Source organism: Streptomyces sp. NPDC001744 (assembly GCF_042892575.1).
Taxonomy (GTDB): domain Bacteria; phylum Actinomycetota; class Actinomycetes; order Streptomycetales; family Streptomycetaceae; genus Streptomyces.
On sequence record NZ_JBIAUG010000025.1, the window covers coordinates 1 to 21,322 of the forward strand.

General features: G+C 72.5%; 22 protein-coding genes. 1 reads left to right on the plus strand and 21 read right to left on the minus strand.

The genetic code is table 11. From position 1 onward, the window contains the following. The 13 genes from ACFYZY_RS25520 to pyrR all read right to left on the minus strand — a co-directional run. Positions 1–96: S-adenosylmethionine synthetase N-terminal domain-containing protein (locus ACFYZY_RS25520; RefSeq protein ID WP_352332740.1), on the minus strand; the 96-nt coding region annotated here is incomplete at its 3' end. 277 nt (positions 97–373) lie between these two features. Continuing rightward, positions 374–1,585, minus strand: a complete 1,212-nt coding sequence (gene coaBC / locus ACFYZY_RS25525; RefSeq protein ID WP_388698556.1) for a bifunctional phosphopantothenoylcysteine decarboxylase/phosphopantothenate--cysteine ligase CoaBC — start codon at positions 1,583–1,585, stop codon at positions 374–376. Between the two features lie 149 nt (positions 1,586–1,734). Beyond that, positions 1,735–2,007, minus strand: coding sequence for a DNA-directed RNA polymerase subunit omega (gene rpoZ / locus ACFYZY_RS25530; protein ID WP_005319902.1), 273 nt, complete (start codon positions 2,005–2,007; stop codon positions 1,735–1,737). Between the two features lie 53 nt (positions 2,008–2,060). Continuing rightward, positions 2,061–2,633 (minus strand): guanylate kinase, encoded by a 573-nt coding sequence (gmk, locus tag ACFYZY_RS25535; RefSeq protein ID WP_388698329.1) that lies wholly within the window; start codon positions 2,631–2,633, stop codon positions 2,061–2,063. Between the two features lie 72 nt (positions 2,634–2,705). After that, a complete protein-coding gene (locus ACFYZY_RS25540; protein WP_030008746.1) occupies positions 2,706–3,029 on the minus strand; it encodes an integration host factor in 324 nt (107 codons plus the stop codon). Between the two features lie 328 nt (positions 3,030–3,357). After that, on the minus strand, positions 3,358–4,209 hold the full coding sequence (pyrF, locus tag ACFYZY_RS25545) for an orotidine-5'-phosphate decarboxylase (protein WP_388698331.1): 852 nt from the start codon (positions 4,207–4,209) through the stop codon (positions 3,358–3,360). Next, on the minus strand, positions 4,206–5,315 hold the full coding sequence (locus ACFYZY_RS25550; RefSeq protein WP_388698334.1) for a quinone-dependent dihydroorotate dehydrogenase: 1,110 nt from the start codon (positions 5,313–5,315) through the stop codon (positions 4,206–4,208). Before ACFYZY_RS25550 ends, pyrF begins: the two co-directional genes overlap by 4 nt. 495 nt (positions 5,316–5,810) lie before the next feature. Beyond that, complete coding sequence (carB, locus tag ACFYZY_RS25555) at positions 5,811–9,119, minus strand: carbamoyl-phosphate synthase large subunit (protein ID WP_388698336.1); 3,309 nt, start codon at positions 9,117–9,119, stop codon at positions 5,811–5,813. Continuing rightward, positions 9,112–10,260: a glutamine-hydrolyzing carbamoyl-phosphate synthase small subunit gene (carA, locus tag ACFYZY_RS25560; RefSeq protein WP_388698339.1), complete on the minus strand. Its 1,149-nt coding sequence runs from the start codon at positions 10,258–10,260 to the stop codon at positions 9,112–9,114. Before carA ends, carB begins: the two co-directional genes overlap by 8 nt. Next, the gene (locus ACFYZY_RS25565; RefSeq protein WP_388698342.1) at positions 10,257–10,841 is read right to left on the minus strand and encodes a hypothetical protein; all 585 of its coding nucleotides are present in this window, start codon (positions 10,839–10,841) and stop codon (positions 10,257–10,259) included. Before ACFYZY_RS25565 ends, carA begins: the two co-directional genes overlap by 4 nt. Further along, a complete protein-coding gene (locus tag ACFYZY_RS25570) occupies positions 10,838–12,124 on the minus strand; it encodes a dihydroorotase (protein WP_388698345.1) in 1,287 nt (428 codons plus the stop codon). Before ACFYZY_RS25570 ends, ACFYZY_RS25565 begins: the two co-directional genes overlap by 4 nt. A gap of 2 nt (positions 12,125–12,126) precedes the next feature. Next, positions 12,127–13,116, minus strand: a complete 990-nt coding sequence (locus ACFYZY_RS25575; protein WP_388698348.1) for an aspartate carbamoyltransferase catalytic subunit — start codon at positions 13,114–13,116, stop codon at positions 12,127–12,129. 85 nt (positions 13,117–13,201) lie between these two features. Beyond that, positions 13,202–13,780 (minus strand): bifunctional pyr operon transcriptional regulator/uracil phosphoribosyltransferase PyrR, encoded by a 579-nt coding sequence (gene pyrR, locus ACFYZY_RS25580; protein WP_388698351.1) that lies wholly within the window; start codon positions 13,778–13,780, stop codon positions 13,202–13,204. Between the two features lie 243 nt (positions 13,781–14,023). Between pyrR and bldD the strand changes: the two genes are divergently transcribed. Beyond that, positions 14,024–14,524 (plus strand): transcriptional regulator BldD, encoded by a 501-nt coding sequence (gene bldD, locus ACFYZY_RS25585; RefSeq protein ID WP_030355502.1) that lies wholly within the window; start codon positions 14,024–14,026, stop codon positions 14,522–14,524. 169 nt (positions 14,525–14,693) lie between these two features. Here the strand turns inward: bldD and nusB are convergent, their stop codons facing one another. The 8 genes from nusB to aroC form a co-directional block, all read right to left on the minus strand. Further along, positions 14,694–15,131: a transcription antitermination factor NusB gene (gene nusB / locus ACFYZY_RS25590; protein WP_388698352.1), complete on the minus strand. Its 438-nt coding sequence runs from the start codon at positions 15,129–15,131 to the stop codon at positions 14,694–14,696. A gap of 2 nt (positions 15,132–15,133) precedes the next feature. Further along, positions 15,134–15,700, minus strand: coding sequence for an elongation factor P (gene efp, locus ACFYZY_RS25595; protein WP_388698355.1), 567 nt, complete (start codon positions 15,698–15,700; stop codon positions 15,134–15,136). A 49-nt stretch (positions 15,701–15,749) separates the two neighbouring features. Beyond that, entirely contained in the window at positions 15,750–16,862 is a 1,113-nt protein-coding gene (locus ACFYZY_RS25600; RefSeq protein ID WP_388698358.1) for an aminopeptidase P family protein, read from the minus strand. Between the two features lie 66 nt (positions 16,863–16,928). Continuing rightward, positions 16,929–17,843, minus strand: coding sequence for an AAA family ATPase (locus ACFYZY_RS25605; protein WP_388698360.1), 915 nt, complete (start codon positions 17,841–17,843; stop codon positions 16,929–16,931). A gap of 123 nt (positions 17,844–17,966) precedes the next feature. Beyond that, complete coding sequence (aroQ, locus tag ACFYZY_RS25610; protein ID WP_388698362.1) at positions 17,967–18,422, minus strand: type II 3-dehydroquinate dehydratase; 456 nt, start codon at positions 18,420–18,422, stop codon at positions 17,967–17,969. Then, a complete protein-coding gene (aroB, locus tag ACFYZY_RS25615; protein WP_388698365.1) occupies positions 18,419–19,516 on the minus strand; it encodes a 3-dehydroquinate synthase in 1,098 nt (365 codons plus the stop codon). Before aroB ends, aroQ begins: the two co-directional genes overlap by 4 nt. Beyond that, the gene (locus tag ACFYZY_RS25620) at positions 19,513–20,034 is read right to left on the minus strand and encodes a shikimate kinase (RefSeq protein ID WP_388698367.1); all 522 of its coding nucleotides are present in this window, start codon (positions 20,032–20,034) and stop codon (positions 19,513–19,515) included. Before ACFYZY_RS25620 ends, aroB begins: the two co-directional genes overlap by 4 nt. After that, positions 20,031–21,215 (minus strand): chorismate synthase, encoded by a 1,185-nt coding sequence (gene aroC, locus ACFYZY_RS25625; RefSeq protein ID WP_388698370.1) that lies wholly within the window; start codon positions 21,213–21,215, stop codon positions 20,031–20,033. Before aroC ends, ACFYZY_RS25620 begins: the two co-directional genes overlap by 4 nt. Between the last annotated feature and the right edge of the window lie 107 nt (positions 21,216–21,322).

The following is a 21,322-nucleotide window of genomic DNA, read 5'->3' on the forward strand; positions in this document are numbered from 1 at the left end:
CAGCAACGCGTCGAGAATGGTGTCGCTGATCTGGTCAGCGATCTTGTCGGGATGTCCCTCGGTGACGGACTCCGAGGTGAACAGACGACGGGACACAACGCTCCCTGGGGTTGCAGCGGCTGCTGGCTACTCTGGCTCGGACCGGCAGGGGGCTGCGCCCCTCGACGTTCCGCGAACAGTCTATCGGTCGTGGTCGGGCAATGGACCAGGTGTCTCGCCCGGCGGATGCCCTCGGGTTTCGGAACCGGTCCCCGGTGGGGCACCGATACCCGCGCCGCCGGGGCGTGAATCACCCGGGAGGAGGCGCTTTCCGCCGCCTCCCGGGTGACGCGGAGCGACGGCCCGCCGCGCCCCGGATCGTTCCGGCCGCGTCTCAGACCGTGGGACGCAGCCGGGGCAGGACCAGGTCCCAGACCGTCTCGGCGAGCGCTTCCTTCGGCCCGTACGGCACGGGCGTCTCGGTGCCGTCGGCGGCGAGGACCACGGCCTCGTTCTCCTCGGAGCCGAAGGTCCTGCGCTCCCCCACCTCGTTGACGACGAGGAGGTCGCACCCCTTGCGGCGCAGCTTCTCGCGCCCGTTGGCGAGGACGTCGTCGGTCTCGGCGGCGAAGCCGACGACCACCTGCCCGGGCAGTGCCCGGCCGGCGGCCAGTTCGGCGAGGATGTCGGGGTTGCGGACGAGTTCGACGACGGGGGCGCCGTCGTCGCCCTTCTTCTTGATCTTGCCGGGGGCGTAGACGGCGGGCCGGAAGTCGGCGACCGCGGCGGCCATGACCACGGCGTCGGCGTCGGCGACGGCCCCGAGGACGGCCTCGCGGAGCTGGAGGGCGGTGCCGACGCGGACGACGTCGACGCCGGCCGGGTCGGGCAGGCCGGTGTTGGCCTCGACCAGGGTGACCCTGGCCCCCCGGGCGGCGGCGGTCCGGGCGAGGGCGTAGCCCTGCTTCCCGGAGGAGCGGTTGCCCAGGTAGCGGACGGGGTCGAGGGGCTCGCGGGTGCCGCCCGCGCTGACCACGACGTGGCGGCCGGCCAGATCGGGGACGGTGGCGCCCCGGGCGAGGACGCGGCGGCAGACCTCGAAGATCTCGCCGGGGTCGGGAAGCCGGCCCTTGCCGGTGTCGACGCCGGTGAGGCGGCCGACGGCGGGCTCGACGACGACGGCGCCGCGGCGGCGCAGGGTCGCCACGTTCTCCCGGGTCGCCGGGTGCTCCCACATCTCGGTGTGCATGGCGGGGGCGAAGACGACGGGACAGCGCGCGGTGAGCAGCGTGTTGGTGAGGAGGTCGTCGGCGAGGCCGTGGGCGGCCTTGGCGAGCATGTCGGCGGTGGCGGGGGCGACGACGACGAGGTCGGCGTTCTGGCCGATCCGCACGTGCGGCACCTCGTGGACGGACTCCCACACCTCGGTCGAGACGGGGTTGCCGGAGAGCGCCGACCAGGTGGCGGCCCCGACGAAGTGCAGGGCGGAGTCGGTCGGCACGACCCGGACGTCGTGGCCCGACTCGGTGAGCCGGCGGAGCAGCTCGCACGCCTTGTAGGCGGCGATGCCGCCGGTGACGCCCAGAACGACCTTCGGCTTTGCCACGACTTCCACGACTTCCACGACTCCCCGCACTCGGATCCCGCACTCGGACACGCACGCGGATGCGTACGGCTCCATGAGACACCACGGGCCCGGCGGATGTTCCGCCGGGCCCGTGGTGGCACGTCTTGCAAGCGCTGCGCGCTTCCTGCTTACTGCGCGGGGCCCTCGATGGCCTCGGACGTCAGCAGACCCGCGTTGATCTCGCGCAGGGCGATCGAGAGCGGCTTCTCGTGGACGTGGGTGTCGACGAGCGGACCCACGTACTCCAGCAGGCCCTCGCCGAGCTGGGAGTAGTACGCGTTGATCTGACGCGCGCGCTTGGCCGCGTAGATCACGAGGCTGTACTTCGAGTCCGTGGCCTCGAGCAGCTCGTCGATCGGCGGGTTGATGATGCCCTCGGGCGCGGTGATGGAAGAGGACACGCTCTACCTTCCGAAGATGGAAAAAGATCAGACAAGCCGTTGGGAACCGGGGATCATTCCCCAGAAGTCAACAGCATCAACGTTAGCAGCTCGCGGGCCACGTCCTCGACGGAGGTGTTGACAAGGGTGGTGTCGAACTCCGACTCTGCGGCCAGTTCGACCTTCGCGGCGCCCAGACGGCGCTCGATGACCTCGGGCGACTCGGTGCCGCGGCCGGTGAGGCGGCGGACCAGCTCCTCCCAGCTCGGCGGGGCCAGGAAGACCAGCCGGGACTCCGGCATGGAGTCCTTGACCTGGCGGGCGCCCTGGAGGTCGATCTCCAGGAGGACCGGCTCGCCGGAGTCCAGCCGGTCGAGGACGGCGGCGCGCGGGGTGCCGTAGCGGTTGCCCGCGAACTCGGCCCACTCGAGGAGCTCACCGTTGGCGATCAGCTTGTCGAACTCGTCGTCCGTCACGAAGAAGTAGTGGACGCCGTGCTTCTCGCCGGGGCGCGGCTTCCGTGTCGTCGCCGACACCGAGAGCCAGACCTCGGGGTGGACCTTGCGCATATGCGCGACGACCGTGCTCTTGCCGACCCCTGAGGGGCCGGAGAGCACGGTCAGCCGCGGACGTACCTCTGCTGCCATGCGGCGATTATTCCAGTGGTTCACCCCTGCTTGCGCGGGGAGGAGGCCGCATGCCGGGAATGCCCCGAAAGGTCAGGCTCCGGTGGAACCGAACTCGCGCTCCAGGGAGGCGATCTGGTTGGAGCCGAGACCGCGCACCCGGCGGCTCTCGGAGATGCCGAGCCGCTCCATGATCTGCTTGGCGCGGACCTTGCCCACGCCCGGCAGGGACTCCAGGAGCGCGGAGACCTTCATCTTGCCGATGACGTCGTTCTCCTGGCCGGTCTTGATGACCTCCTGGAGGGAGGCTCCGGAGTGCTTGAGTCGATTCTTGACCTCGGCCCGCTCCCGGCGAGCCGCGGCGGCCTTCTCGAGCGCGGCAGCGCGCTGTTCAGGGGTAAGGGGCGGAAGAGCCACGCCTACGTCACCTCGGATGTCGATCTGTCGGATACGGACCGGTGAGGAACCAGTGCCCCACACCAGTGGAGCGACGCCCAACGGAGTGGTCGCTGAACGCCTGCTCTGCCCCGGAGACTAGCGGCCGAGGCCGCTCCAGTCAGCGAGAAAGAAGGAAAAGTCCTGGTCAGCATCGATCGACCAGGACTTTTCCGACATAACGACCCGCTTTTGAGCCAAGTTTTCGTCAAGGAGCGGAACGACCGGGCGAAACCTCCGCCCCCTCGCCCCCCGGGCCGGGCCCGATCCGCTCCGACCTGCGGATTGACCGGCGGGACCCGGACGGGGGTCACACGGCGACGGCCTCGCGGATCTCGTCCGCGTACCGGAGCGCCGCGTCGCGCAGGGCGGTCGCGTCCGGGCCGTGCCGCAGGACCCCCCGGCTGACGTTCGGGACGACGTCGCGGACCGCCGCGCCGAAGACGGCGGGGAGGTCGGCGGGGGTCGCGCCCTGGGCGCCGATGCCGGGGGCGAGGAGCGGACCGTTGATGTCCAGGTCGAAGGAGGACAGGTCGCCGAGGGTGGCGCCGACGACCGCGCCGAAGGAGCCCATGGGGGTCTCCCCCGCGTTCTCCTCGGCCAGGTGGGCGAGCATCGTCGCGGCGACCGTGCGGCCGGCCGGGTCGTCGGTGCGGACGGCCCGCTGGACCTCGCCGCCCTCCGGGTTGGAGGTGAGGGCCAGGACGAAGAGGCCGGCGCCGGACTCCCGGGCCAGGTCGACGGCCGGCTTCAGGGAGCCGTAGCCGAGGTACGGGGAGACCGTGAGCGCGTCGGAGAAGAGCGGGGAGCCCTTCCGCAGGAACGCCTCGGCGTAGGCGGCCATCGTGGAGCCGATGTCCCCGCGCTTGGCGTCCATGACGACCAGGCCGCCCGCCGCGCGCAGGTCGGCGACGGCGCGTTCCAGAACGGCGACGCCGCGCGAGCCGAAGCGCTCGAAGAAGGCGGACTGGGGCTTGAAGACGGCCACGGTGCCGGCGAGGGCCTCGACGACGGTGAAGGTGAAGCGCTCCAGGCCGGCGATGTCGTCGCCGAGGCCCCAGGAGTCCAGCAGGGCGGCGTGCGGGTCGATGCCGACGCAGAGCGGGCCGCGCTCGTCCATGGCGGAGCGCAGGCGGGCGCCGAAGGAGGGGGTCGGGGTCACGGGGCGGCCTTTCGGTTGTCGGCGCCGACGGCCTCGGCGAGGGTGGCGTACGGGGAGGCGGCGAGGCGCGCGGCGAGGCCCTTGTGGATCGCGCGGGCGTAGAACGGGCCCTCGTAGACGAAGGCGCTGTAGCCCTGGACGAGGGTGGCGCCGGCGAGGATGCGCCGCCAGGCGTCCTCGGCGTTCTCGACGCCGCCGACGCCGATCAGGACCAGGCGGTCGCCCACGCGCGCGTGGAGGCGGCGCAGGACCTCCAGGGAGCGCTGCTTGACCGGGCGGCCGGAAAGCCCGCCGGTCTCCTTGATCAGCTCGGGCGCGGACCTCAGGCCGAGGCCCTCGCGGGCGACGGTGGTGTTGGTGGCGATGATGCCGTCGAGGCCGAGTTCCAGGGCGAGGTCGGCGACCGCGTCCACGTCCTCGTCGGCCAGGTCGGGGGCGATCTTGACCAGGAGCGGGACCCGGCGGTCGGTGACCGTGCGGTCGGCCGCCTCGCGCACGGCGGTCAGGAGCGGACGCAGGGAGGCGGTGGCCTGGAGGTTGCGCAGGCCGGGGGTGTTCGGGGAGGAGACGTTGACGACGAGGTAGTCGGCGTGGGCGGCGAGGCGCTCGGTGGACTTCACGTAGTCGGCGGCGGCCTCGGCCTCGGGGACGGTCTTGGTCTTGCCGATGTTGACGCCGACGACGGTCCGGAAGACGGGGTTGCGGGCGGCGAGCCGGGCGGCGACGGCGGCGGAGCCCTCGTTGTTGAAGCCCATGCGGTTGATCAGGGCGCGGTCCGGGACGAGCCGGAAGAGGCGCTTCTTCGGGTTGCCGGGCTGGGCCTCGCCGGTGACGGTGCCGATCTCGACGTGGTCGAAGCCGAGCATCGCCATGCCGTCGACGGCGACGGCGTTCTTGTCGAAGCCGGCGGCCAGGCCGAAGGGCCCGTGCATCCGCAGGCCCAGGGCCTCGGTGCGCAGCTCCTCGTACCGGGGGGCGAGGGCGGCGGCGACGAAGGTGCGGAGCACCGGGACGCGGGCGGCCAGGCGGATCCAGCGGAAGGCCAGGTGGTGGGCCTTCTCGGGGTCCATCCGCTTGAAGACCAGGTGGAAGAACAGCTTGTACATCGTCCGGAATATCCCTTGTTCGGTCATGAAAAGGGGGACACCGCGCGGTGGTCGGTGTCCCCCTTCTCCGTACGGGCTGCTGGGGCGGGTGTCGAAAGGGGCGTCGTCTGCCCGGAGGGCGGGCCCGGCGGTGTCCGGTGCGTGCGATCGCGCGGCGGGGGGCCGCCCCGATACCGGATGCATCGGGGCGAGCCCGACAACGCCGCTGGGGGCGCCCCCGTGCCCGAAGGGCTACGGGGGAGTGCGTGCCGGGCGCCGCCGGGCGGACGGGACTTTCGACACGCGCCCTAGGGCGTGTTTCGAAAGTGGCGTCGTCCGCCCGGAGGGCGGGCCCGGCGGTGTCCGGTGCGTGCGATCGCACGGCGGAGGGTCGCCCCGATACCGGATGCATCGGGGCGAGCCCGACAACGCCGCTGGGGGCACCCCCGTGCCCGAAGGGCTACGGGGGAGTGCGTGCCGGGCGCCGCCGGGCGGACGGGACTTTCGACACACGCCCTAGTCGCGGGCCGCGGTCAGGTGCTCGGCGTGCTCCTGGAGGGAGCGCACGCCGACGCCGCCGTGATGGAGCGCGTCGATGCCCTGGACGGCCGCGGCGAGCGCCTGGACCGTGGTGAGGCACGGGACGCCGCGCGCGACCGCGGCCGTACGGATCTCGTAGCCGTCGAGGCGGCCGCCGGTGCCGTACGGGGTGTTGACGATGAGGTCGACCTCGCCGTCGTGGATGAGCTGGACGACGGTCTTCTCGCCGTTCGGGCCCTCTCCCTCGCTGAGCTTGCGCACGACCGTGGCGTTGATGCCGTTGCGCTTGAGGACCTCGGCGGTGCCGGAGGTGGCGAGGAGTTCGAAGCCGTGGGCGACGAGCTCGCGGGCCGGGAAGATCATCGAGCGCTTGTCGCGGTTGGCGACCGAGATGAACGCGCGGCCCTTGGTGGGCAGCGGGCCGTAGGCGCCGGCCTGCGACTTCGCGTACGCCGTGCCGAAGACGGAGTCGATGCCCATGACCTCGCCGGTGGAGCGCATCTCCGGTCCGAGGACGGTGTCGACGCCGCGCCCGTGGACGTCGCGGAAGCGGCTCCACGGCATCACGGCCTCCTTGACGGAGATCGGCGCGTCGAACGGCAGGGTCCCGCCGTCGCCGTTCCGGGGCAGCAGGCCCTCGGCGCGCAGCTCGGCGACGGTGGCGCCCAGCGAGATGCGGGCGGCGGCCTTCGCGAGCGGGACGGCGGTCGCCTTCGAGGTGAAGGGGACGGTCCGGGAGGCGCGCGGGTTGGCCTCCAGGACGTACAGGATGTCGCCGGCCATGGCGAACTGGATGTTGATCAGGCCGCGGACGCCGACGCCCTTGGCGATGGCCTCCGTGGAGGCGCGCAGCCGCTTGATGTCGTGGCCGCCGAGGGTGATCGGGGGCAGGGCGCAGGCCGAGTCGCCGGAGTGGATGCCGGCTTCCTCGATGTGCTCCATGACGCCGCCGAGGTACAGCTCGTGGCCGTCGTAGAGCGCGTCCACGTCGATCTCGATGGCGTCGTCCAGGAAGCGGTCGACCAGGACCGGCCGGGTGGGGCTGATCTCGGTGGACTCCGCGATGTACGACTCCAGGCGGGCCTCGTCGTACACGATCTCCATGCCGCGCCCGCCGAGCACGTACGACGGGCGGACCAGGACGGGGTAGCCGATCTCGTCCGCGATGGCCTTGGCACCCTCGAAGGTGGTGGCGGTGCCGTGCTTGGGGGCCGGGAGGCCGGCCTCGGCGAGGACCCGTCCGAAGGCGCCGCGGTCCTCGGCGGCGTGGATGGCCTCCGGGGAGGTGCCGACGACCGGCACGCCGTTGTCCTTGAGCGCCTGGGCGAGACCCAGCGGGGTCTGGCCGCCGAGCTGGACCACGACGCCGGCGACGGGGCCGGCGAGCGTCTCGGCGTGGACGATCTCCAGGACGTCCTCCAGGGTGAGCGGCTCGAAGTAGAGCCGGTCGGAGGTGTCGTAGTCGGTGGAGACGGTCTCCGGGTTGCAGTTGACCATCACGGTCTCGTAGCCCGCGTCGCTCAGGGCGAAGGAGGCGTGGACGCAGGAGTAGTCGAACTCGATGCCCTGGCCGATGCGGTTCGGGCCGGAGCCCAGGATGATCACGGCGGGCTTCTCGCGCGGCGCTACCTCGCTCTCCTCGTCGTAGGACGAGTAGAAGTACGGGGTCCTGGCCGCGAACTCGGCGGCGCAGGTGTCGACCGTCTTGTAGACCGGGCGGACGCCGAGGGCGTGCCGGACCTCGCGGACGACGTCCTCGCGCAGGCCGCGGATCTCCGCGATCTGGGCGTCGGAGAAGCCGTGGCGCTTGGCCTCGGCCAGGATCTCCGGGGCGAGCTTCTCGGCGGCGGCCAGCTCGTCGGCGATCTCCTTGATCAGGAAGAGCTGGTCGACGAACCACGGGTCGATCCTCGTGGCGTCGAAGACCTCCTGCGGGGTGGCCCCGGCGCGGATGGCGGCCATGACGGTGTTGATCCGGCCGTCGGTCGGGCGGACGGCCTCGCGCAGCAGCTCCTCCTTGTCGCCGGGGTCGCCCACGAAGGTGAACTGCGAGCCCTTCTTCTCCAGGGAGCGCAGGGCCTTCTGGAGCGCCTCGGTGAAGTTGCGGCCGATCGCCATGGCCTCGCCGACCGACTTCATGGTGGTGGTCAGCGTGGAGTCGGCGGCGGGGAACTTCTCGAAGGCGAAGCGCGGGGCCTTGACGACGACGTAGTCGAGCGAGGGCTCGAAGGACGCCGGGGTCTTCTCCGTGATGTCGTTCGGGATCTCGTCCAGCGTGTAGCCGACGGCGAGGCGGGCCGCGATCTTGGCGATCGGGAAGCCGGTCGCCTTGGAGGCGAGCGCCGACGAGCGGGAGACGCGCGGGTTCATCTCGATGACGATTATCCGGCCGTCGGCCGGGTCGATCGCGAACTGGATGTTGCAGCCGCCGGTGTCGACGCCGACCTCGCGGATGATCGCGATGCCGATGTCGCGCAGCCGCTGGTACTCGCGGTCGGTGAGCGTCATGGCCGGGGCGACGGTGATCGAGTCGCCGGTGTGGACGCCCATCGGGTCGAAGTTCTCGATGGAGCAGACGACCACGACGTTGTCGTTCTTGTCGCGCATCAGCTCCAGCTCGTACTCCTTCCAGCCGAGGATGGACTCCTCCAGGAGCACCTCGGTGGTGGGCGAGAGGGTCAGGCCCTGGCCGGCGATGCGGCGCAGCTCCTCCTCGTCGTGGGCGAAGCCGGAGCCGGCGCCGCCCATGGTGAAGGAGGGGCGGACGACGACGGGGTAGCCGCCGAGCGTCTCGACGCCCGCGAGGACGTCGTCCATGGAGTGGCAGATGACCGAGCGGGCGGACTCGCCGTAGCCGATCTTGGCCTTGACGGCCTCCACGACGCCCTTGAAGAGGTCGCGGTCCTCGCCCTTGTGGATGGCCTCGACGTTGGCGCCGATGAGCTCCACGCCGTACTTCTCCAGGACGCCCTGCTCGTGCATGGAGATCGCGGTGTTGAGCGCGGTCTGGCCGCCGAGGGTGGGCAGGAGGGCGTCGGGGCGCTCCTTGGCGATGATCTTCTCGACGAACTCGGGGGTGATCGGCTCGACGTACGTGGCGTCGGCGATCTCCGGGTCGGTCATGATCGTGGCCGGGTTGGAGTTGACCAGGATCACCCGCAGGCCCTCGGCCTTGAGGACGCGGCACGCCTGGGTGCCGGAGTAGTCGAACTCGGCGGCCTGGCCGATGACGATCGGGCCGGAGCCGATGACCAGGACGGACTGGATATCGGTGCGCTTAGGCACGCTCGGCCTCCATCAGGGAAGTGAAACGGTCGAAGAGGTACGCGGCGTCGTGCGGGCCCGCGGCCGCCTCGGGGTGGTACTGGACGGAGAAGGCCGGCCGGTCGAGCAGCCGGAGCCCCTCCACGACGCCGTCGTTCAGGCAGACGTGGGAGACCTCGGCACGCCCGAAGGGGGTGTCGGAGACCTCGTCGAGGGGGGCGTCGACGGCGAAGCCGTGGTTGTGCGCGGTGACCTCGACCTTGCCGGTGGTGCGGTCCTGGACCGGCTGGTTGATGCCCCGGTGGCCGTACTTCAGCTTGTAGGTGCCGAAGCCGAGGGCGCGGCCCAGGATCTGGTTGCCGAAGCAGATGCCGAAGAGCGGGGTCCTCCGCTCCAGGACGGCCCGCATCAGGGCGACGGGTCCGTCGGCGGTGGCCGGGTCGCCGGGACCGTTGGAGAAGAACACCCCGTCGGGCCGGACGGCGTAGACGTCCTCGGCGGTGGCGGTGGCGGGCAGCACGTGGACCTCGATGCCGCGCTCGGCCATCCGGTGCGGCGTCATGCCCTTGATGCCGAGGTCGACGGCGGCGACGGTGAACTTCTTCTCACCGATCGCGGGGACGACGTACGTCTCCTTGGTGGCGACCTCGGCGGAGAGGTCCGCGCCCTTCATCCCGGGCTGTTCCTTGACCTTGGCGAGCAGGGTCTCGTCACGGACGCCGGCGCAGGCGTCGCCGGAGAAGATGCCGACGCGCATGGCGCCGCGTTCGCGCAGGTGGCGGGTGAGGGCGCGGGTGTCGACGCCGGAGATGCCGACGACTCCCTGGCGCTCCAGCTCCTCGTCGAGGGAGCGGCGGGCGCGCCAGTTGGAGGAGACGCGGGCGGGGTCGCGGACGACGTAACCGGAGACCCAGATGCGGCCGGACTCGGGGTCCTCGTCGTTGACGCCGGTGTTGCCGACGTGCGGAGCGGTCATGACCACGACCTGGCGGTGGTACGACGGGTCGGTGAGGGTCTCCTGGTAGCCGGTCATGCCCGTGGAGAACACGGCCTCGCCGAAGGTCTCCCCCACGGCCCCGTAGGCGCGGCCGCGGAAGATGCGGCCGTCCTCCAGGACGAGTACGGCGGGAGCCTGGGCGGCTCCCCTGGTGGAGGTCGTCATCGTGCGCCTTCCGTTGCGTTGGTCATGGAGTTGACGGTCTCGACCCAGGCGGCGTGCTCCGCCGCGCGGTCGGACCGGAAGCCGGAGTCGAGGAGTTCGCCGCCGTGCTCCCAGGTGATGATCAGGAGGCCGCCCTCGGTGAGGACCTTGCCTGCGATGCCCTTGTCGAGGCGGGCTCCGCGCAGGGCGGCGGCCGGGAGGAAGAAGTCCCGCGCCCCGGGGCGCACGACCGCGATCCCGGCGTCGGTGAGGGTGAGCTCGACGCGGCTGCGGACGCCCAGGCCGTGGGCGACGATCCGGTCGAGCCACTGCCCGGCGGTGGTGGAGCCGTGGTAGCGCCCGTGGAGGGTCAGTCGCGCCTCTCCGGTCCGCTCCGGCGCTCCGGGCAGTTCCGGGAGGCCGGACTGGAGGCTGCCGCGCCACTTCCATCCCTGGCGCATCAGCCAGTACACGAAGGCGACGAAGAGCAGCAGTCCGGCGACCCAGCCGAGCCGTCCGGCCCAGTCGGTCACCTCCGCCGACTTCTGGTCGGCCGCCTCCGCGGCGATTGCCCCCGCGGCGATTGTGATGAGTGGTGTCACGCCAGCTTCCCGTCCACGACCGTTGCCCGGCCCCGCAGGAAGGTGTGGGTGACGCGTCCCGGCAGCTCGCGCCCCTCGTACGGGGTGTTGCGGCTGCGGGAGGCGAAGTCCGCGGGGTCCACGACTCCACGGTAAGCCGGATCGACCAGCGTCAGGTTCGCGGGCTCACCGGGTGAGACGGGGCGTCCGTGGCCCTCGGCCCGGCCGATGCGGGCGGGGGCGAAGGACATGCGGTCGGCGACGCCCGCCCAGTCGAGGAGGCCGGTCTCGACCATCGTCCGCTGGACGACGGAGAGGGCGGTCTCCAGGCCGACCATGCCCATGGCGGCGGCGGCCCACTCGCAGTCCTTGTCCTCGTGGGGGTGCGGGGCGTGGTCGGTGGCGACGATGTCGATCGTGCCGTCGGCCAGCGCCTCGCGGAGCGCGAGGACGTCCTTCTCGGTGCGCAGCGGCGGGTTGACCTTGTAGACGGGGTTGTACGAGCGGACCAGCTCGTCCGTGAGGAGGAGGTGGTGCGGGGTGACCTCGGCGGTGACGTCGATGCCCCGGGACTTGGCCCAGCGGACGATCTCGACGGAGCCGGCGGTGGAGAGGTGGCAGATGTGGACGCGGGAACCGACGTGCTCGGCGAGGAGGACGTCGCGGGCGATGATCGACTCCTCGGCGACGGCGGGCCAGCCGCCGAGGCCGAGCTCGGCGGAGACGACGCCCTCGTTCATCTGGGCGCCCTCGGTGAGGCGGGACTCCTGGGCGTGCTGGGCGACGACGCCGCCGAACGCCTTCACGTACTCCAGGGCGCGGCGCATGATCACGGCGTCGTCCACGCACTTGCCGTCGTCGGAGAAGACGGTGACGCCCGCGGCGGAGTCGTGCATGGCGCCGAGCTCGGCGAGCTTCCTGCCCTCCAGGCCGACGGTGACGGCGCCGATGGGCTGCACGTCGCAGTAGCCGGACTCCTTGCCGAGGCGCCAGACCTGCTCGACGACGCCGGCGGTGTCGGCGACCGGGTGGGTGTTGGCCATGGCGAAGACGGCGGTGTAGCCGCCGGCGGCGGCGGCGCGGGTGCCGGTGAGGACGGTCTCGGAGTCCTCGCGGCCGGGCTCGCGCAGGTGGGTGTGGAGGTCGACCAGGCCCGGCAGGAGGATCTGTCCGCCGGCCTCGATCACGGTCGCGCCCTCGGCGGACAGGTCCGTACCGACCCCGGCGACGGTCTCGCCGTCGATCAGGACGTCCTGGACCTCGCCGCCGAGTACCTTCGCGCCGCGGATAAGGATCTTGCTCATGGTTACTTGTTCTCCTCGGTGCGCGCGGCGGGGGTGGTGGTGACGGCGGGCTCGGAGCCGCCAAGGAGCAGGTAGAGCACGGCCATGCGGACGGACACGCCGTTGGCGACCTGCTCGACGACCGTGCAGCGGTCGGAGTCGGCGACCTCGGCGGTGATCTCCATGCCGCGGACCATGGGGCCGGGGTGCATCACCAGGGCGTGCTCGGGCATCTTCGCCATCCGCTCGCCGTCGAGGCCGTAGCGGCGCGAGTACTCGCGCTCGGTGGGGAAGAAGGCGGCGTTCATCCGCTCGCGCTGCACGCGCAGCATCATCACCGCGTCGGACTTCGGCAGCACGGCGTCGAGGTCGTACGAGATCGCGCAGGGCCAGCTCTCGACCCCGACGGGGACCAGGGTCGGCGGGGCCACCAGGGTGACCTCGGCGCCGAGGGTGTGCAGCAGGTCGACGTTGGAGCGGGCGACGCGGCTGTGGAGGACGTCGCCGACGATCGTGACGCGCCGCCCGGCCAGGTCCCGTCCGAGCCCGGCGTCCCGGCCGACGAGGCGGCGGCGCATGGTGAAGGCGTCCAGGAGGGCCTGGGTGGGGTGCTGGTGGGTGCCGTCGCCGGCGTTGACGACGGGGGCGTCGATCCAGCCGGAGGTGGCGAGGCGGTACGGGGCGCCGGAGGCGCCGTGCCGGATGACGACCGCGTCGACGCCCATGGCCTCCAGGGTCTGGGCGGTGTCCTTGAGGGATTCGCCCTTGGAGACGCTGGAGCCCTTGGCCGCGAAGTTGATCACGTCGGCGGAGAGGCGCTTCTCGGCCGCCTCGAAGGAGATCCGGGTCCGGGTGGAGTCCTCGAAGAAGAGGTTGCAGATGGTGCGGCCGCGCAGGGTCGGCAGCTTTCTGATGGGGCGGTCGGCCACCCGGGCCATCTCCTCGGCGGTGTCGAGGATCAGTACGGCGTCGTCGCGGGTGAGGTCGGCGGCCGAGATGAGGTGACGCATCATCGGGGTTTCTCTCCGTGGTGGGGAGGCGTGAGGGCATGCGGGGGCACAGGGGGGTGCCCCGGCCCCGGCGGAAGGGCCGGTCCGGCTAGGAGGCGGGCTTGGAGCCGAGCAGGACGGTGTCGCGACCGTCCTCCTCGGCGAGCAGGACCTTGACCGTCTCCCGCAGCGACGTGGGGAGGTTCTTGCCGACGTAGTCGGCGCGGATGGGCAGCTCGCGGTGGCCGCGGTCGACGAGGACGGCGAGCTGGACGGCACGGGGGCGGCCGATGTCGCCGAGGGCGTCGAGGGCGGCGCGGATGGTCCGGCCGGAGAAGAGGACGTCGTCCACGAGGACGACGAGGCGTCCGTCGACGCCGTCGGCGGGGATCTCGGTGCGGCCGATGGCGCGGGCCGGCTTCATCCGCAGGTCGTCCCGGTACATGGTGATGTCGAGGGAGCCGACGGGGACCTCGGTGCCGGTGATGGAGGCGAGCTTCTCGGCGAGCCGGCGGGCGAGGAAGACGCCGCGGGTGGGGATGCCGAGGAGGATCACGTCGTCGGCGCCCTTGGCGCGCTCGACGATCTCGTGGGCGATGCGGGTGAGGACCCGCGCGATGTCGGGGCCTTCGAGAACGGGCCGCGCGTCGTCGCCGTACTGCTGCTGGGTGTCCAGCCGGGTGTCCATGGGAAACGGACCTCCTTCTCCGCCTCACGGGACGGCTCTTAAAGGACGTCTGACTTGCGCGTCAACTCTACCAGGGGTGGTGCGGCGCTCCTCGCGCACCCCCGTGCTCCCCCGGGCGCCGTCCCCCGGGAGGGGGCGGTACGGACCTTTCGGCTTGACGGGTGGGTGTAACGCTGCGTAACCTCACAGTGAGTTACCAGCCGCGCGGCGCAGCCGCATGTCGTCACAGCGTCCGGGAGCGTTATGTCCAGCGAATACGCCAAGCAGCTCGGGGCCAAACTCCGTGCCATCCGCACTCAGCAGGGTCTCTCGCTCCACGGGGTGGAGGAGAAGTCCCAGGGCCGTTGGAAGGCCGTGGTGGTCGGCTCGTACGAGCGCGGCGACCGTGCCGTGACCGTGCAGCGCCTCGCCGAGCTGGCCGACTTCTACGGGGTGCCGGTGCAGGAGCTGCTGCCGGGCACCACGCCGGGCGGGGCCGCCGAGCCGCCGCCGAAGCTGGTCCTGGACCTGGAGCGCCTGGCCCACGTCCCCCAGGAGAAGGCCGGCCCCCTCCAGCGCTACGCGGCGACGATCCAGTCGCAGCGCGGCGACTACAACGGCAAGGTGCTGTCGATCCGCCAGGACGACCTGCGCACGCTCGCCGTCATCTACGACCAGTCCCCCTCGGTCCTCACGGAGCAGCTGATCAGCTGGGGCGTGCTGGACGCGGACGCGCGGCGCGCGGTCGCCCACGAGGAGGGCTGACCCCCCCTCCGGGGTCGGCAGAAACGTACCGCCGGGGCCCGTGGACGTCATCGACGTCCACGGGCCCCGTGCCGTTCCGGCCCCCGCCCCCGGGAACGGCCCCGGAGCACGCCGAAGGGCCCGCGGCAGCAGGTGCCGCGGGCCCTTCGGCCGCCGGAGGACGGGGGACTCAGGCGTCCGCGTCCCGGCGCAGGCGCGGCTTCAGGTCCTTGAAGCGCGCCAGCAGGCCGTTGACGAAGGCCGGGGACTCGTCGGTGGAGAACTCCTTGGCGAGCTGCACCGCCTCGTCGATCGCGACCGCGTCCGGCGTACCGTCCTCCCAGATCAGCTCGTACGCGCCGAGGCGCACGATGTTCCGGTCGGCGGCGGGCATCCGGTCGAGGTCCCAGTCCACAGCGTAGGTGGCGATGAGCTCGTCGATCCGCGCCACGTGGGACGCGTACCCCTCCACCAGCTGCATGGTGAACTCGTTCACCGGCGGCTGCCGGTCGTCCGTCCGGGCGTGCCGGACCTGGTCCGCGAGGACCTCCTGGACGGAGGCGCGGCGCTGGTCGGCCTCGAAGAGGATCTGGAAGGCGCGCTTGCGGGCCTTGCTCCGGGCGGCCACGGTTAGTCGTTCACCCGGCCGAGGTAGTCGCTGGTGCGCGTGTCGACCTTGATCTTCTCACCGGTGGTGATGAAGAGCGGGACCTGGATCTCGTGACCGGTCTCCAGCGTGGCGGGCTTGGTGCCGCCGGTGGAGCGGTCGCCCTGGACGCCCGGGTCCGTGTGCTGGATCGTCAGCACGACGGCGGCCGGCAGCTCGACGTAGAGCACCGAGCCCTCGTGCTGCGCGACGGAGGCGGTGAAGCCCTCGACGAGGAAGTTGGCGGCGTCGCCGACGGCCTTGCGGTCGACGTGCAGCTGGTCGTAGGTCTCCATGTCCATGAAGACGAAGTAGTCGCCGTCCATGTAGGAGAACTGCATGTCACGGCGGTCGATGGTGGCCGTGTCGACCTTCACGCCCGCGTTGAAGGTCTTGTCGACGACCTTGCCGGACAGCACGTTCTTGAGCTTGGTGCGCACGAAGGCCGGGCCCTTGCCGGGCTTGACGTGCTGGAACTCGACGACGGACCAGAGCTGGCCGCCTTCGAGCTTGAGCACCATGCCGTTCTTGAGGTCGTTCGTGGAAGCCACGGTTGCGGAATCTCCTGGACTGACGTGGGACCGGGGAGGCGTACGCGCCTCACAGCGCGAGCAGCTCCTTGGTCGTGATGGTGAGTAGCTCGGGTCCGCCGTCCGCCTCCTGGCGCACGACGAGCGTGTCATCGATCCGGACTCCGCCCCGGCCCGGGAGGTGGACCCCCGGTTCGACGGTGACCGGCACACAAGCGTCCAGTTTACCCATGGCCGAGGGCGACAACTGCGGGTCCTCGTCGATTTCCAGTCCCACCCCGTGCCCGGTGAGGGGTACGGCGGTCTCCGCGTGCCCCGCCGCCTTCAGTATCCGGCGGGCCGCCCGGTCCACGTCCCGGTACTCGGCGCCGGGCACCAGGGACTCCCGCGCGGCCCGCTGAGCGGCGAAGACGAGTTCGTACAGGTCGATCTGCCAGTCGGCGGGAGCGGTTCCGATGACGAAGGTGCGGCCGATCTCGCACCGGTAGCCGCGGTAGTCGGCGCCGAGGCAGACGGAGAGGAAATCGCCCTCCTCGACCCGGCGGTCGGTGGGCCGGTGGCCCCGGCGGCCGGAGTGCGGGCCGGTCGCCACCGAGGTGGGGAAGGCGGCCCCGTCGGCGCCGTGGTCCACGAGCCGGCGCTCCAGTTCCAGGGCGAGGTGGCGTTCGGTCCGTCCCACCAGGATCGATTCCAGGAGTTCCCCGAGGGCCTGGTCGGTGATCTCGGCGGCGATCCTGAGGCAGGCGATCTCGTCCTCGTCCTTGACGATCCTGAGCTGCTCCACGGCGCAGGCGAGGTCGGTGAGACGCGGTCCGGGCGCGACGGCGCCCATCGCCCGGTGGCGGGCGACCGTCAGGTGGTGCTCCTCGACGGCGAGCGCGTCGGCGCCCGCGCGGCGGGCGAGGCCGACGGCCGTGACGGCCGGGTCCCCTCCCCCGGTGGGCAGGACCTGTTGCCGGAGCAGTTCGTCGATCCGTCCGTCCGCCGGTTCGCCCCCGGGCGCGACGGGGCGGAGCAGGACGTCCGCCTCCGGCTCCGGGCCGACGAGCAGGACGGACCCCGGCGGGGAACCGCCCGCGAGATAGCGGACGTTGGCGGGGCGGGAGACCAGGGCCGCCGGGCTGCCCGCGGCCGCGCACCGGTCGCGCAGCCGTACACGGCGGTCCGCATACACCTCTGACATGCTCCGAGCCTACGAGGAGGGGGCCGCGACGGCCTGTTCAGGACGGCCGACCGGGCGGGACCCGGGTCACCAGGCGGGCGGGCTCGCGATCGCGCGGGCGAGGACGTCGTCCAGGACGCGGGCGGTGGTCTCGACGTCGTACGTGGAGTTGTCGATGATCGGCAGGCCCGAGCCGTACCAGCCGGCCATCCGGCCGTGGATGGCGGCGACCTCCTCGTCCGAGAGGCGCCGGTTGCCGCTGCGCTCGGCGTTGCGCTCCAGGACGACCTCCAGGCCGGGCAGGAGGACGACGGGCAGCAGGCCGGGGCCGACGTGCCGCTTCCAGCCGCCGAGGCCGACGACGGGCCGGTCCGGGAAGACCGCGTCGTCCACGATGCAGGAGATGCCGTTGGCGAGGAAGTTGCGCGCGGCGAAGCCGCAGGTGCGGCGGGCGAGCCGGTACTGCGCCTCGGAGTGCTCGTTCCACCCGGACCGCGGGTCGGCGAAGCCGGAGCAGACCCACTCGCGCACGTCGTCCAGGCTGATGTGGGCGGTGGGCACGCGGCGGCGCCGGGCCCAGTGCCGGGCGACGGTCGTCTTGCCGGCGCCGGCCGGGCCTATCAGCAGCACGGCGAGGGTCGCGGCGCCGGTCCCCGCGCCGTGCTCCACGGCCGGCGCGGCGGGCGGGAGCGGCACCTGTCCGGTGGGGTCGCCCGGGTGCGGGGCCCCGGGGGGCACCGGCCCGGCGACCGGGGGCGGCGGTACGGGCCCCGACGCGCCGGACGCCGGGACCGGCGGGGCGTACGGGAGCCCGGGGGCCCCGCCCGGGGGGACGGGGTGGACACCGGGCAGGGGACGGACGTCCGGCCCCGGGTGCGGGGCGGCGCCCCGCGGTACGGGCGGCGGTCCGCCCCTGGTGCCGTCCCCCGCCGCGGGAACGGGGCCGGAAGCCCCTCCCGGCCGCCCGTGCGGTGGCGGCGGGCCCCCCACTGCGTGCTGCATCCGATGCCACTCCGTCTCGTACGCCTGATGTCCTCCGGGGTCGGTCGTGTACCCCGGACGGCGGAACGTTACCGCCCCCGGCCCCCCTGGGGGGAACGGCCGGGGGCCTCCCCCGGTGCCCCGTCAGCCGGCCAGTTCCCCGGCGAGCGCCCGCAGCGCCAGCCGGTAGGAGCCGATGCCGAACCCGGCGACGGTCCCGGTCGCCACGGCCGCGATCACCGAGGTGTGCCGGAACTCCTCGCGGGCGTACGGGTTCGAGATGTGCACCTCGATCAGCGGCGCGGTCCGCTGGGCGGCCGCGTCCCGCATCCCGTACGAGTAGTGCGTGAACGCCCCCGGGTTGATCACCACCGGGACCGAGCCGTCCGCCGCCTCGTGGAGCCAGCGGATCATCTCGCCCTCGTCGTTGGTCTCCCGCACCTCGACGTCGAAGCCGAGTTCCGCGCCGAGGGCGCGGCAGGACTCCACGAGCCCCTGGTAGGAGGTGGCGCCGTAGACGTCGGGCTCGCGGGAGCCGAGCCGGCCCAGGTTCGGGCCGTTCAGCACGAGGACCGGGCGGCCCGGACGCGGCTCGCTCACGCCGACACCTCGCCGTACGCCGCGACCAGGACGGCCGGATCGGGGCCCTCCAGGACGGTCGGCCTGCCGAGCCCGTCGAGCACGATGAAGCGCAGCAGGTCGCCGCGGGACTTCTTGTCGACCCGCATGGTCTCCAGGAGCTTGGGCCACTGGTCGCCGCGGTAGGTGAGCGGCAGGCCGACGGACTCCAGGACCGCGCGGTGCCGGTCGGCGGTGGCGTCGTCCAGGCGCCCGGCGAGGCGGCCGAGTTCGGCGGCGAAGACCATGCCGACGGAGACGGCGGCGCCGTGGCGCCACTTGTAGCGCTCGTTCTTCTCGATGGCGTGGGCGAGGGTGTGGCCGTAGTTGAGGATCTCGCGGCGGCCGGACTCCTTGAGGTCGTCGGAGACCACCTCGGCCTTGACCCGGATCGAGCGGACGAGCAGCTCGGTGGTGTGCGGTCCGGCCGGCGTGCGGGCCGCCCCCGGGTCCTCCTCGACGAGGTCGAGGATCACCGGGTCGGCGATGAAGCCGGCCTTGATGACCTCCGCGAGGCCGCTGACGTAGTCGTGCACCGGCAGCGAGTCGAGGGCCGCGAGGTCGCAGAGGACCCCGGCGGGCGGGTGGAAGGCGCCGACGAGGTTCTTGCCCTCGGCGGTGTTGATGCCGGTCTTGCCCCCGACGGCCGCGTCGACCATGGCCAGGACGGTGGTCGGCACGGCGATCCAGCGCACGCCCCGCAGCCAGGTCGCGGCGACGAAGCCGGCCAGGTCGGTGGTGGCGCCGCCGCCGACGCCGACGACGACGTCGGTGCGGGTGAAACCGGTCTGGCCCAGGGCCTTCCAGCAGTAGGCGGCGACCTCGGCGGTCTTGGCCTCCTCGGCGTTCGGCACCTGGATGGCGACCGCCTCGTACCCCTGGTCGGCGAGGTCGGCGCGGAGTGCCTCGCCGGTGTCGGCCAGGGCCTCGGGATGGATCACGGCGACCCGCTTGGCGCGGTCGCCGATCAGGGCGGGGAGCTCGCCGAGGAGCTGCCGGCCGACCAGTACCTCGTACGGCTCCGTACCCGCGCTGCCCGCCACGTGGATGCGGGTCACTTCCTGGTCCGTGCTCATGCGTCCTTCTTGAGTTCCAGTGCCGAGAGGACCGCGTCCGCGACCTCTTCGGGGGTGCGGTCGTCGGTGGCGACGACGGCGCGGGCGACTTCGGTGTACAGGTGGCGGCGCGCCTCCATCAGCTCGCGCCACTGCCGGCGGGGGTTGACGGCGAGCAGCGGCCGCGCGGTGTTGAGACCGACGCGGCGGACCGCCTCCTCGACGTCCATCGAGAGGTAGGCGACGGGCAGTCCGGCGAGCAGGCCGCGGGTGCCCGCGTCGAGGACCGCGCCGCCGCCGAGGGCGAGGACGCCCTCGTGCTCGGCGACGGCGCGGGCGACGGCGGCCCGTTCCAGGGCGCGGAAGTGCTCCTCGCCGTCCTCCACGAAGATGTCGGAGATCTCGCGTCCCTCGGCGGCGACGATGTCGGCGTCGGTGTCCCGGTAGGGCGCGCCCAGCCTCTCGGCCAGGAGCGCGCCCACCGTGGACTTGCCGGACCCCATCGGGCCGACGAGGACGACCAGGGGTCCGGCGGTCACCGGATCTGGAGGTTGTCGAGGTACGACCGCACGTTGCGGCGGGTCTCCGGGACGCTGTCCCCGCCGAACTTCTCCAGGACGGCGTCCGCGAGGACGAGCGCGACCATGGCCTCGGCGACGATGCCGGCGGCGGGGACCGCGCAGACGTCGGAGCGCTGGTGGTGGGCGGCGGCGGCCTCGCCGGTGGCGACGTCGATGGTGGCGAGGGCGCGCGGGACGGTCGCGATGGGCTTCATCGCGGCACGGACGCGCAGCAGTTCGCCGGTGGTGAGACCGCCCTCGGTGCCGCCGGCGCGGCCGGAGGCGCGCCTGATGCCGTCCTCGGTGCGGACGATCTCGTCGTGGGCCTTGGAGCCGGGCACGCGGGCGAGGTCGAAGCCGTCGCCGACCTCGACGCCCTTGATCGCCTGGATGCCCATGAGGGCGGCGGCGAGCCGGGCGTCGAGGCGCCGGTCCCAGTGGACGTGGGAGCCGAGGCCGACGGGCACGCCGTAGGCCAGGACCTCGACCACGCCGCCGAGGGTGTCGCCGTCCTTGTGGGCCTGGTCGATCTCGGCGACCATCGCCTTCGACGCGTCGGCGTCGAGGCAGCGGACCGGGTCGGCGTCGAGCTTCTCGACGTCGGCGGGGGTCGGGCGGACGCCGTAGGGGGCCTTGGCGGCGGCCAGTTCGACCACGTGGGAGACGACCTCGATGCCCGCGGCCTCCTTGAGGAAGGAACGGGCGACGGCGCCGAGGGCGACGCGGGCGGCGGTCTCGCGGGCGCTGGCGCGCTCCAGGATCGGCCGGGCCTCGTCGAAGCCGTACTTCTGCATGCCGGCGAGGTCGGCGTGGCCGGGACGGGGCCGGGTCAGGGGGGCGTTGCGGCCCGTCTCCTTGAGCTCCGCGGGATCGACCGGGTCGGCCGACATGACCTTCTCCCACTTGGGCCACTCGGTGTTGCCGATCATGACGGCGATCGGGGAACCGAGGGAGAGGCCGTGCCGGACGCCGCCCAGGAAGGTGACCTCGTCCTGCTCGAACTTCATCCGGGCGCCGCGTCCGTAACCGAGGCGCCTTCGCGCGAGGTGGTCGGCCACCAGCTCCGTGGTGACCGGGACACCGGCGGGGAGACCCTCGAGGGTCGCGACCAGCGCGGGTCCGTGGGATTCTCCTGCCGTCAGCCAACGCAACCTGCTCAACGATGCTCCTCATGCTCGCGCCTGGCACTGCGACGGCGCGCCCGGGTGCGCGGCCCTGGCCCGCCGCCCCCGATCCTCCCACGCCGGAGCGACCGCTCGGTTGCCGG

Excerpts from the sequence above, each read along its gene's own strand:
- gmk (WP_388698329.1), bottom strand. The coding sequence starts at position 2,633 with ATGGCAGCAGAGGTACGTCCGCGGCTGACCGTGCTCTCCGGCCCCTCA.
- ACFYZY_RS25550 (WP_388698334.1), bottom strand. The coding sequence starts at position 5,315 with ATGTACAAGCTGTTCTTCCACCTGGTCTTCAAGCGGATGGACCCCGAG.
- carA (WP_388698339.1), bottom strand. The coding sequence starts at position 10,260 with ATGACGACCTCCACCAGGGGAGCCGCCCAGGCTCCCGCCGTACTCGTC.
- ACFYZY_RS25570 (WP_388698345.1), bottom strand. The coding sequence starts at position 12,124 with ATGAGCAAGATCCTTATCCGCGGCGCGAAGGTACTCGGCGGCGAGGTC.
- ACFYZY_RS25575 (WP_388698348.1), bottom strand. The coding sequence starts at position 13,116 with ATGATGCGTCACCTCATCTCGGCCGCCGACCTCACCCGCGACGACGCC.
- pyrR (WP_388698351.1), bottom strand. The coding sequence starts at position 13,780 with ATGGACACCCGGCTGGACACCCAGCAGCAGTACGGCGACGACGCGCGG.
- bldD (WP_030355502.1), top strand. The coding sequence starts at position 14,024 with ATGTCCAGCGAATACGCCAAGCAGCTCGGGGCCAAACTCCGTGCCATC.
- ACFYZY_RS25600 (WP_388698358.1), bottom strand. The coding sequence starts at position 16,862 with ATGTCAGAGGTGTATGCGGACCGCCGTGTACGGCTGCGCGACCGGTGC.
- ACFYZY_RS25605 (WP_388698360.1), bottom strand. The coding sequence starts at position 17,843 with ATGCAGCACGCAGTGGGGGGCCCGCCGCCACCGCACGGGCGGCCGGGA.
- aroB (WP_388698365.1), bottom strand. The coding sequence starts at position 19,516 with ATGAGCACGGACCAGGAAGTGACCCGCATCCACGTGGCGGGCAGCGCG.